General features: G+C 32.6%; 8 protein-coding genes. 1 reads left to right on the top strand and 7 read right to left on the bottom strand.

What is annotated here, in order from left to right:
* Positions 1-33: 33 nt before the first annotated feature.
* From JIN86_RS18920 to JIN86_RS18950, 7 genes are all read right to left on the bottom strand, one after another.
* Positions 34-2,169 (bottom strand): dynamin family protein, encoded by a 2,136-nt coding sequence (locus JIN86_RS18920; RefSeq protein ID WP_202342604.1) that lies wholly within the window; start codon positions 2,167-2,169, stop codon positions 34-36.
* Positions 2,170-3,127: 958 nt separating this feature from the next.
* A complete protein-coding gene (locus JIN86_RS18925) occupies positions 3,128-4,975 on the bottom strand; it encodes an AIPR family protein (protein WP_202342605.1) in 1,848 nt (615 codons plus the stop codon).
* Between the two features lie 12 nt (positions 4,976-4,987).
* Positions 4,988-6,001 carry a PD-(D/E)XK motif protein gene (locus tag JIN86_RS18930; RefSeq protein WP_202342606.1) on the bottom strand — a complete coding sequence of 338 codons (1,014 nt, stop codon included), beginning with the start codon at positions 5,999-6,001 and terminating at the stop codon, positions 4,988-4,990.
* Positions 5,994-8,693, bottom strand: a complete 2,700-nt coding sequence (locus JIN86_RS18935) for a Z1 domain-containing protein (protein ID WP_348651615.1) — start codon at positions 8,691-8,693, stop codon at positions 5,994-5,996. The genes JIN86_RS18930 and JIN86_RS18935 overlap by 8 nt, the downstream gene beginning before the upstream one ends.
* Positions 8,671-10,155, bottom strand: a complete 1,485-nt coding sequence (locus tag JIN86_RS18940) for an ATP-binding protein (protein WP_202342607.1) — start codon at positions 10,153-10,155, stop codon at positions 8,671-8,673. The genes JIN86_RS18935 and JIN86_RS18940 overlap by 23 nt, the downstream gene beginning before the upstream one ends.
* 102 nt (positions 10,156-10,257) lie before the next feature.
* Positions 10,258-12,021 carry a DNA cytosine methyltransferase gene (locus JIN86_RS18945; protein WP_202342608.1) on the bottom strand — a complete coding sequence of 588 codons (1,764 nt, stop codon included), beginning with the start codon at positions 12,019-12,021 and terminating at the stop codon, positions 10,258-10,260.
* Positions 12,022-12,458: 437 nt separating this feature from the next.
* A complete protein-coding gene (locus JIN86_RS18950) occupies positions 12,459-12,611 on the bottom strand; it encodes a hypothetical protein (protein ID WP_202342618.1) in 153 nt (50 codons plus the stop codon).
* Between JIN86_RS18950 and tnpB the strand changes: the two genes are divergently transcribed.
* Positions 12,585-12,707: an IS66 family insertion sequence element accessory protein TnpB gene (gene tnpB / locus JIN86_RS24005; protein ID WP_281487125.1), complete on the top strand. Its 123-nt coding sequence runs from the start codon at positions 12,585-12,587 to the stop codon at positions 12,705-12,707. The two genes, JIN86_RS18950 and tnpB, sit on opposite strands and share 27 nt — an antisense overlap.
* The last annotated feature ends 273 nt before the right edge of the window (positions 12,708-12,980 follow it).

The following is a 12,980-nucleotide window of genomic DNA, read 5'->3' on the forward strand; positions in this document are numbered from 1 at the left end:
TTGAGTAGTTTTGTTTATTATATTTCAAGTTCTTTAATTGGTAATTTGTGAATATAAAAGCTGCTCAATTATTTTCAAAGCTTCACGTAACTTCTGAATTTCAACTTCTTTATTTTCAAATTGAGTTAAAATCACTTCATATTCAGCATTAATATTTTTTAGAAGTTCATCCGTAAAGCTTGCTTCAATTTTTTCTAAGCTTCCCTTAAAAACTTTTACTTCTGCGGTAAAACGTGATGAAATTTCATCTAACATCTGACTAATATAAGTTGCTAGCTTATTTTTCATTTCGGCTTTGGAATTCGCATCCCGTACTTCACCAGAAAAACTATTTCCTAGTGAAGATAAATATTGACTGATATCGATTTTTAAAGTGGGCAGCTCCATCGCTTGAATTGTTTTTTCAGTGAGCAACTTAAAATAAGCGGGATCATAAAATTCAGAACCAGTATCAAAATTTTCAATAACGGTTGTTAATAAACGGCGCTTTAATTCGTGAAAGCTAATCGCATCTAAAAACGCCTGTTCTACTGTATTTACTGCATCAACACTAAAATTACGCAGGTTTTCAAGGGCATCGGAAACATCTAAATAATAATAACGTGTTTCAACTGTATAATATTCCGTGCTAGAGGAACCCCAAGATAACGGATTATACCATTTAGATGTGGAAACTGTAAGTGAACGTGTCTCAGTTTCAATCCCAGTACGTTCCGCTACATTTGAATAATCCTTACTAGCTTGGCGTAAGGCCATATTTCCTTCTGTTTTTTGTGCCTCTAATTTTGCAAACAAATCTGTAAAAATACTTGTCGTTGCCGATTGTATGTTTAATATTTGTGTTTTCATTTCTTGCTTTTGCTTAGCGATTGTTTCTTGGTCGTGCTCAATTAGCATTGTTAAACGACGTTTTTGTAATGTAAGCACATTTTCTAGCTCTGTTTGCAACTGCTGCTCTGCTAACGGTAAGAACGATTTAGATTTTTCAAGTAATGTTTGTTCTTTTTGCGCGATGACTTCTGTAAATACATTCTTCACATCATTAATATTGCCGATATAATGTAACATCTCATTCGTCAAATCATCATGTTCACTTAAGTTTTCAAAAACAACCTGCTCATCTTTTGCATAACTTTCGGTATTTTTATTGCTCATATTGTGCGCCATAGAAGAAATAAAAATAGGGCTGGCACATTCCTCAATAACACTTATTAATATTTTGCTTGCATTACGCTGCTTTAAACGATCGATGAAGGCGTTAATATTTTTCGTAGCAACACGACGCAAACTTTTTTTCGTATCCTCATCCGCTTCCTCTAAGGAATCAAAATCATAAATGGTATCCTGCAATCCTTCATCATATCGACTTCCAATTAACACTAAACGATTGACGCCTTTTTGTGGCAACTGGGCGGTTAACAAATCCATGTCTGTCTGATCTAAAAACTGACTCGCACGGCTTAAGAAAAATACCACATCGCACACTTCGATAAATTGCTTTGTTTTATCTGTTCTTGAAGCAATTGGATCATTTAAGCCAGGAGTATCAACAATTGAAATTCCTTCTAAATAAGAATTGTTAACGTTTAACGTTACGTGCTTTACGAGAGCTGTTAAACGACCATTTTCACCAACATAGTCATTAATTTGACTCATGAGCTCTTCTTCACTCGCAAACTCAACTAACTCTGAGCCTTTCACTAAATAATCCGCAACATTAATTTGCTGCTGCTCTGCAAGCTTTACAATTTCGCGTGCAACACGGTATTCATCTAATTCTGATGTACTTCTCGCACGCTCCTGAATTTGCTCCCATTCTTCCTTGGAATAATAAAAAACCTCAATACTGTTTTGCTCTGCATATTCAATTTTTGTTAGTGTTGCCGTTTTCGGGGTCGACGCACGTGGTAGTACATCCTTACCATCGAAAATCATTGTATTCAAAAAAGATGATTTGCCAGCTTTTACTTGACCGATAATACAGATGTTGAGCTTGCGATTTTCATTGTAAAAATCATTTATTTTAAGTTGGAAGTTTTCTTTTAATTGCTGTAGCTCAGAAATATCCTCTAAAGATAAAATAGATAAATCCTCTACTACCTCATTTAACTTATTCATATGGAATTGAAATTTTTGTTGATCTACTATTGCCTTTTGAAATAATTGCATAGGACTCCTCTATTCTGTCGAAATTAGTTTAGTTATGTCTAATTGACTGCTAGAACTTTTCAACTTACACTGTCTAACTTCATTATTTTCTTGCACTAAAGACTTAACTTCATTTATTTGAATGATACCCTTTAATCCTGAATTTAGTATAAATCGAATCGCCCCTAGCACGGCATTGTCCGAGTATAACATCAAATTTTCCAGGCTAAAATTCGTAACCTTCAGGTGTTCTACTTTATTCAGACTAAATAAGTATTCCGAACGAATATCACGTTCTGCTAAAGTGAGCGTATCAAAGATTACTTGTTTACATTGTTGAACTTTAATAATTCATCAGTTAGCCGAGCACCTGTAAAATCGCCTTTGATACGCGACACGCTTGAACAAATTGTTGTTTTACCCCAGCACAGGTAATGACGAGAATGGGCCATACCGACATCGAGACGACGATGAAGATTTACACACACGTCACACGTCAATCGCTTGCTGACAGTACGAAAGATTATTTGAACTTCATCAAACAAGATGAAAACAAATAAAAAAGTTGTCACAAACCGCGACTTTTTGGCAACTATTTTGGCAACTTTTACACTGTGGCTATTTGAGCTTATTTGCTTGTACAAAATAAAAAACCCTTGATATACAAGGGTTTTGAAAGTCCATATGAGTTTATTTGAGCTCATATGAAAAGGTCAGTATGGAGACGGCGGGAGTCGAACCAACCGTCTCGGAATGTTATTTTATCAAAGCTTGCGGGGGCATAGATTATTTTTGACTACGTTTTTGACTACGTTTGATTAAAATATGAGATGCGGGGGCAACTCATTAACTAGCTCTATACTATATCAATTTTTTTGATTGAGCTCAGCTTTTTTTATTACTAATTCTAATCTCTCTGTAAAAAATCCTAACCTAGAATATAAATTTAACATTCATTTGATGGATTTCATATATTTTGTTAAACTAAATTACTCAATACTTTGCTGGATTCTTCGATAAAGCCTCTCCAACAATCTTCCTTTTTCGCCCATTGCGTAACATTTTGATCACCAGCAGATTCTTTTAAATAATTCAGTGCATTGTTAGCAATAATACGAATCACTTCTTCCCACTTATCAGATAATGTTTGGTATTGCCATACTTCTTCTAAACAAATCTCTTTACCATATAAATATTTTAGCATTGCTACTGAGTAATAAATAACATTTGCTTTATAACCTTTTAAATTCATACTCTCAACAACTTTAGTAACGAAAGCATTAATAATACGTTTAGCAATAATTTTTTTATAATAATCACTATCAAGCTTTAACATGGCTTTAGCTACTTCGCCTTCATCATTTTTTACCATACTTTGCTTCCAGTATTGGCTATTCATGTCCATAAAGCGTTTGAATGCTTCTTCTCCACCTTTACTTGAAATATGTGGATAACCTTCCCAAGACATAAAGTATTTAGCCATTTCTACTTTTGTAATGACATTCTCTTTTGGATACATTTTTTTAAACGCCGTTTGTTCTTTGCCTTTGATGCGCCTTCCAATATCAACCATGTATTGACCACGTGCACGTTCAAAATACCATTTAGATTCTTCCTTACGATTATCATTTGTTGGAATCCAGACATTACGCGATAATTTTTCCAAATCCGACATAAAACGTGTATTTGCTAGTAAGTCCGATTTATTAATTTTATTTTGGGTATTCGCATACTCAGAAATTTTAGAGATCATATCGTCCTCTAATACATGTCTATCTATATCATCAGCTTCTATTTCTTCTGGTACGTTAATAATGGTTAACTTTGCTTGTACATACACACCACTTAAATCTACACCTGTTTTGTATGCCTGATGAATCGAAGCTGTTGTTTGACCACCATTTACAATTTGCCAACTTGTCAACGTCTTTATACGATATAATCCAGTGTCACCAATCGATTCTAAATCACCTGCTTTAGCAACACTAGAAATACCATTATTGTAAGCTATAAATAGTTCCTTTTGTTCAGAGTCTTTAAGCGTATCACGAATTCCTTTATTTGTACCTCCACGTGCTTGTAAGAAGGAACGAACATTCCGTTCAACTAACTTTGGTCCCCAATCATCATAAAGTTTTGCTAACAACTGTGCAGATATCACACCTATGAAACAATCAATTTTCCCATGTTTTCTATTATTAGAAGGAACACGCATCATTTGCAGATCATACTGATATTCAGTTTTAAAATGAATATCAAATTCTTTAATACCTTGCTCCGCTTCGGAAAGTTTGAAAATACGATCCATATCCCAAACATGCACATTTACAGTTTCAACACCTGTGATTGTTAAATCAATCGGTTTATTAGAAGCATAAAACTTACTTGTGACTACGTAAATATTTATTTCTTCAATTGAATCTTTATTATCTATAATCATTTTAGTAACATCATAATATTCCATTGAACGATCTGCCTTTTGCAAAATAGCTTGTGCATTTGTAAAAAAACGCTTTGCCATATTAGCGTACTCTTTTAATGCTGTCATACTTGTTTCAGGTAATTCATCTTCTACTTCTAAATATGGCTTATACTCTACTACATACAGATTTAATGTATTTGTATCTTCTTGATATAAATAACCATTCAATTGAATTTTGAATTCTTTTTTTCCAAAGAATATAATTGCTGGCTCATCATCACTATTAATATATGGTAAAACTTCTTGTAAAAAAGGTGTTTGCCTACTCCCCAAAATCCGACCTTTTTGCTCTACAGCATCCATAAATTCATAAAAAAAATCCAGTTTTCTTTTTGTTTCATTCATCTGTTACAACCCCTATTGATTAGAATCAAAAATGGCTTCTATAGGTATTTTAAAAGCATTACAATGAGATAAATCAATTGTGTAAGACACATTTGAAATACCTATGGGTAAACTTTCTGAAGTAATTCTTGGGAAAGAATCTCTAACTTGATATACTAGTTCTTCATGCACATAGAAGAAATTACTATCATAGTCGTCACTTGTTACACCGATTTCCAGCAATAAATCTTTAAATTTCACTGCCAAAGAAGGTGCTCGTTCCAATAAAATACTTTCAATTTCTTCAATCATTATCTGAAGAGTTTGCCCAATTGATTCCGATATCTCAATTTTTAATACATATAAATGTAAATCATTAATAACTGGAGTAACTTCTAATTGCTTTTCACTAGAAATTCTAATCTCATCTCGTATTTTAGGTGAAACCGTTTTAATCTCAACACCCCTATTTTTATTTACAAAATCAATTCGGTTTTTCAAAGGACCTTTCCAATCTTTAATAATTAGTGGGGGTTCTTGAGCATATGTGACAAGCCATCGCTTAATATAATAGAGTTCACCAAATAATCCCATTTCTTCTTCTAATGTTAATTGTTTTTCGTACTTACGCTTGAAGAAATTGTGCCATCGATCTAATATTTCATAGACAACTGTATAAAGAGGTATCTGCTCTTGCATTAAAATATGATCCACTAAATTCTGTAATACTTTTTCAAAGATTTCCTCACTATCTTCAACACTTTGAGAAATTATTAGAAATGTCTTTTCTTTCAATGGCCCTATCCGTTCAAAGTACTCTTGATCAATTGCAATACCACGCCACTTTGGAAAGGATTTTAGTTGCTCACTATCCCATCCTTCATCTGTAACATCTATATAAATTCTTCGTTGAAAGTCTAATAAATCAACGCCTATCAAAATAAATGGCTTCTGAAAATAAATAGACTCTAATTTATAAACGTCATTAGATTGTTCCATTTTGGCTTGCACAATTAATTTTTCAAAACGCTCTGCAATATTAATCATTATTTTTACCTCCCCCTATTGTTTTGTTAGTAATATAACCATCCTTTTCTTCAAATCTAATAAGCTCACCATTCTCTCCCTTAATGAATTCTAAATCCGGGAATGAGAAAGCTAGACCAATTGGAACTAAATCTTCAGTAAAATCTATATTTAGTTTTCTAAATGGCTTTACTTGCGGATGTAAAGGATATATTAGTAATAATGGACTATTATCTTTACGAAGCATAATATTATCTTTTTTACTCTTAACTCGATTAGGAATATCAATAAACTCTTGGTTTGCTGCTACGATAGCTCCTAGGTCAACTACACCTAAAGTTTCTTTAACCATATCAATACTACGCAAAACTGCACTATCAATTAAAATTTTCCCTAACTTAACATGCCAAGGTCTAATATTATTTCGAATGGCTTCTTCACTTCTTAATGTCGTTTCAGTCACATCAACTACAGCAATATTAAACTTTTTTAATGCGCCACTTTCATTCATGCCTTGTATGTAATTCGCAATTTTTTTACTATTTACTATTCGTGCTGATGAAACAGTTTTATATTTTTGTAAGTAGCTGATAACTTGCTCGCTAGGAACATTTCTTGCAATATGATATTTAGTACCGTTCTTATTATTAGCACCTGTCTTATATGGCTCAAATTCTTCTTTAACACTATTAATAAATTCCACTGTTGCTTCCATATTAGTTTCATAAAAATCTTTAGTTTTCTCAAAACTACGTGTTTGTTGCATAGTGCCTGTATAACTTACTACTGTCGTAGCATTTAACATCTTTTTCGGACTTGTTACAGTCATTTTCTCATGTGTAAGCATCTTTATAGCATATTCATCTGGTGTAAGCCCTTCTCTAGCTAACTTTTCAAATTCTTCTCTTACCTCACTCATTACGACAGCTAAATGCTCAAAGTTTTTAGCAATTTCATCTGTTGTATAAATACGACATAAATCCATATAACCTGTACGGAAACCAAACCAGCGGCCCATTTGCATTAATGTATCGTACATTGTAGTGTTACGGTAATAATAGGAAATTGTTAAACCTTCTAGAGTTAAACCACGAGATAACTTGTTACCACCTACAGCAATAACATTTAACCCTTGTTCTATGTATCTATCATATTCGAGTGCATCATCACTCTCACCATTAATCTCCATCACTTCCACTTTTCCTGCGATTATCTTAATGGTCTTGTAAACTTTTTCCCATGTAAACACTTCATAGTTATTTTGTTGTTCAAAACTACGTTGTACTTCTATAAAGTCATTTTCATAAATTACTTGTAATCGTGTTACATACTCACTATTACTGTTATACATAATTTCGTTAGCTAACTCTTTATAAAATTTTTTAATTACCCAACACATTGAATTTTGAACATCTGTCAAACGAGATGTATGAATTAACATAGAATTGTGTTGCGCTGTTTGCCCTCGCAAATTACGTACAGCAGTGGCAATTAAAAATGCTAAAATTGCTTCTTGCATAGTTTCAGGTACTTCTGTAAATAAATCAGAATCACTCTTGGTACGCAGTTTATCTAAAAGATGAACATCTTCTTCGCTTAAATTACGAATAAACATTGGTTTATTGTCTTCTTCATAACCAGTAGTGTTGAAAAATTCATCCGGTCCACAATAGTCATCTGGTTTCGGTAGTGCTACTACAAAATCTTTAGGATATAAATCTTCTTTTAAATTTACATGATTTGCATCAGCACGAATTAGCAGGTTTGCAAATGGTGTCGCCGTATATCCTACATAAGCCTTTCTCTCAAATAGATTTAACAGCTCACGTATTCCCTGATTTATTTTTGTAGGATCTGTATCGCCACCAGATGCATCTACACTTGCCTGATCTGCCTCATCATCAATGATTAGAACTGGTGGACTTGTTTTTGAGTGTTTCAAGCTATTGCCAAGCAAATCAATTAATTTCGGCAATACATCTTTTTGTTTTTTGGCCACAAGAAGAATTTGTTTATCTAAGTTTTTTAAACCAATTGCGTTGCTTGTCGAAATATCATTTTCTACAGTAGTCCAAGTTTCAATCACTTTACCATCATTTCGCACTTCTCCTACGCCCGTAATTTCACTCGTCATTTCATTAATACCTACTACTTCTTTGCGTAATCGTAGTTGAGTTTGTGCACGTAAGTCATTATGCATACCTGCTAATACAATCACCAATGTATAACCAACATCAAAAGCTTTATTAATAAGACCTGTAAAGTTCGCTGTTTTACCTGATTGCACATGTCCTAAAACTAAACCACGTTTATTAAAAGGTGTTGGTAGCTTAGGGTTGCCAAGACTTTTTAATATTTCATTTGTTGTTTTATCAATCGTAGTCACGGTTTTCAATGACCAATTTTTATGATCCAATAAAAATTCCTCATATCTTGGCCAAAAATAAGAATATGTGGGGTTGCGATCACTAAACCAAGGTATATTATTACCATCACGCATTGTTGATGGCTTTGGAACAGAAAAGGTGCTTTGATATTTACTATATACTTCTAATTCAAGCCCCTCCATTTCTGTCTTGCTTAGTTGAGGAAACTTTTTTCTCGCATTTTCCATAGCAAGCTCTAAATAGTTCGGAATACCACTATTTTTTAAACCACTATATAAATTATCTACTGTAATGAAATATTCTTCACGAATTACTTGATCCATCATTAATCACTTCTCTCTCAAGAATCTTTTTAATCGTATAAATTTCTATACCTTCAAAACCAGTCATCATTGAAATAGTTTCAGCAAGTTTTTCAATATCCAGTTCAACACCAACGCTTAATAAAGTTTCCGCATATTCAATAATAAGGTGTTTCGATTTGTCATCAATTTCTTGTTCCTCCTTTTTCACCATATTATCAGTCTTAAGTAAATTACTTGGAGAGCCTAATTCAACAAGTTTTAGATATACATTCAATTTCTTTCGTAATTTATCATCCACTGTCTTTAAAACTTCTGTTAAGATTGGATGTGTTCTATTTAACACATAAGCACTTTTGATATCATCTGTTGCTAACTCCCATGTATTTAGTGTACCTTTAATTCGTTGTCCTAATTTCATTGTCTTTGTTCGATAAAGCATTATTTCTTGAGAAATTTGGCGATAATATTTAGCAATTGATTTCAAATCCTCTTTAATTTCATCTGGCACAGAAATAGTTGATTTCTTCACATCGATTTTCCAATCATCGTCTGCAGTATTTGTAAATTCAACTTTAATTCGTACTAGTTCAGATGGTACATCTTTTGGAAACATACCGAACCAATCACCAAAGCTTACTAAGCGACTCTCACGATATATATAAAAGCCTTGCTGCTCTCTCCAACCTTTAATTCCTCCAGCATTTTTATACTCAGTCTGATTAAAAGTAGATGGATGAGGTAAAACATATGGCGTGATTTTCACAAACTTCTTATTTACTCGAATAATTTGCTCCTCACCTTCATTTACTCGACTATTACCTTCTAAAAACGGATTCCAAGGATGTAGCATATTGTTATTAATTTTCATAATAAGACCTTGCTCTAACATCACATGAAAAACCATTTCTAAATATTTTTGTATTCGATTTACTTTTGCATAATAACTCTCTTTTTTTAAAACCTTATGTGTCCCTGTCCCTGAAAAACGGTCAAGCAAATCAATAAAAACAATAGTGCCATTATCGCTATCGATATCACCCATTTTCACTTTTACATCATCTGGGATATATTTATATAATAACCACTTGTCTACATCACTAACATAATCTAAATCCCAACATCTTTCGGAAACAATGCCATCTTTCTTTGTTAAAACACTTAACCTTTTTCCTAGTGAGAATGAAGCAGTTTTTAATCCCATACCAAAACGACCAAGTTCATCTTTTTTACGCATAGTACGAGGATCTTTTGAACCAATTGTCATCGCTTTTTGTAGCTCTTTCTCTGTCATACCTGTTCCGTCATCTTCAATTCTTATAAAACCATTTCCAACACTATATTCAAACTCTATGTATATATTTTTTGCTTTAGCATCGATACTGTTATCTACTAGATCTGCTATTGCAGTTTGTGCATTATAGCCAATACTTCTCAACGCCTGAATAACTGGAGCGGCAGAAGGTTGTGTATCGATATTATTCATAAATAATCATCCTATCACTCTATTTTACATAATTCTAACAAAAAAATAGATAAAAAGCAGTAAACCCAGTCGTTAGGTGACGACGGATTCACTCCTTTTTATCTAGCTAAATTCTTTTATTAATGGATGTAATGCTTTCTCCCCTAAATATTTAAGCATTTGTTCTGCAATAGCTCTTGCCATTAGTGGCGGCACAGCGTTACCTATCTGTTGATATTGTTTATCTTTTGAACCTTTAAAAATATAGGAATCCCTAAATGACTGTAATCTAGCAGCCTCACGAATACTTAATGCACGCATTCGAGTCGGATGTTGCCACATAGATTTACGCACATTAATAACTGTCGGGGAGGGTAAATCATAATTAAGTCGTAAGTAAATCGTATTTTGTGTACGCTCCACATTTGTGTAGGAAACTTTTTGAAGTTCTTCGGACAAACTATGGAAATTTTTACCATCAGTTTTATTCAACTCTACAAATCGCTTTTTACTTAAAGGTCTGCTATCAGTATTAATGTGATTATAAATTAACTTTTTATTTCCTTCACCTAATCCAAAACGGTAATAAGTTTGCATTATTGAAAGTTCATCAGGTTCCTCATAAGGCAACTCCTCATCCTCTACACTGATACTAGGAGGTAATCCCTCTAAATCAGCAATTGCATTTTTAACAGTTAATGCATGTTCTAAATAAGAAGGTGGAAATTCTACTTTTATCTCTTCTTCAGTACGTATTCCCAAAATCATAAAGCGCTGACGTTTTTGCGGGACAAAATAATCATCAGAATTAACTATACCATCTTTAAACCTATAGCCGATACTATCAAAAAATCTCTTCAAATACTCAATGACATTATAAGAATAAACTTCTACTTCTACTTTTAATTTCCTATCATTAATTAGATATACTTTTGGAACTTTTAATAACTGTATATGTTCATCTTTCAACTCTTTTAAAAAGAGCAAAAAACGATTTATATCAATAAAATCGCTAATTGTTGATATTAACAATGTATTATCAATATTACGTTTCTCTTTTAATTTTTGTAGCATATTTTTAGCATTATTTATAATATCTTGGAACATCGTTTGATATTCAAAATTAGGTACATTATATTCAACTAACACCTTAATGAGTTGATCTATTTCTCCTAACTCCTTAACTGTTGTAGGATTGTATACTATCTCTTTTTTCAACTTTCTAAAAATACTTCTTAATCTTGATAAATGTATCTCATTCATAATAATCGGATTGACACTACCATAGTCTAAAATATTTTGAATTAAAGGTTGAAAGGAGATATTATCTGTTTCTAAAATTAAAATTGTATCTTTATCCCAAATTTTTTCATCCGAGTTCTTACAGATTTCTTGAAGATGCTTTAAGGAACTGTACCTATTTATTCCTTCTTCAGAGTTAGTTACAAAAAACTTATGGCTATCTGAATTAATCGTTTTTACATTTTCCATTAAAAAAGCCACAGGACGGACTTCATCAATTGCTCGAGCATACTCTTTAACCAATTGATTATTTCCAGAGATTAAATAATTTTTTTGTCTATTTGCATTAGAAAACCCCTGACATGGTGGGCCTCCTATTATCACAATATCCTCCTCGTTATAACTATTTCTATTAATAAAATCTCTAAAATTAATTTTGCAAATGTCACTTAGATTAGAATCAGCAGGCTTAATAATAATATCTTTAATAGAGTTATGATTATATATATAGGTTTCTACAGCAGCTGGATTAATTTCTACAGCTCCAATAACTTCGAATTTCCCAGTTTGCTCAAAACCATTACTTAATCCACCTGCACCTGCAAATAAGTCTATAACTTTAAATACTTTATTGGTATTCTTCAATTTTTTTCTCTCCTACTTAACTAACACCTATATTCTCAGTTGTTGCCATAGTTTTTTTGGGTATAGGTATTGCAAGGTCAGTCAGTTACATCTAAGTGTCAATACACTAATCCTTTTACTATTTTAAAACAAATTTGAAATTAACGCAGCAAGGAATTTTAATCTTTTATTATACTTTTATAAACTAAGTTTTTTCCAGAACACAACTCTATTTTATTTTACAACATTGTAAAATAACTTAATATTTATGAAAGTATTTTTAGAGGGTTTTTTAATAGTTCAAATAATCAAACACAAAATAACAACCCAAATAATCAAAGTATTGGGGCTAATCCTTGAATTTCCTAGTGGTCAAGTTTTTGCTAGGAATTATTAGATATGAGTATGATATAGAAGCTTCAAGAAAAGAGATATTGAAACCACGGATAGGTCTTCTTTTACAATTCATCACAATTTTCATCTGAGCCAAGTTGCGTCATTAAAACAGCTAGTGTTGAAATTTCCTTCTTTAATGACGTAGATGAGTGCATCATTCTAACAAATATGAAGGAGCTAAGCAATTGATGAAGCATGACTTTACGAGCGTGCAAAACATTTATATCCTTTGTGGCAAGACCGATATGCGAAAAGGCATTGATGTTCTCGCTACACTCATTCAAGATTCTTTTGAACTGGACCCCCTATAGCGATTCCATTCTTCTTATTTTTTGGAACAAGTAAAGATCGTTATAAATGTTTGTACTTTGTAACATTTGGAACTACATTCATATTATAAATAACAAAAAACTACCTATAACACCAATCATAAGAAATATAACAATAATTGTTATAGCAGACTGTAGACAAAAGCCCTCGAGAAGTTCACTCTCGAGGGCTTTTATCATTTTTCTTCCTATGTCGGCTTGATATTTGGTAATAGATTACCAAATCCAACATACTCTTCGAGCATAGTTGCTCTC

Origin of the sequence: Lysinibacillus sp. HST-98 (genome assembly GCF_016757845.1) — a bacterium.
GTDB lineage: Bacteria > Bacillota > Bacilli > Bacillales_A > Planococcaceae > Lysinibacillus > Lysinibacillus capsici.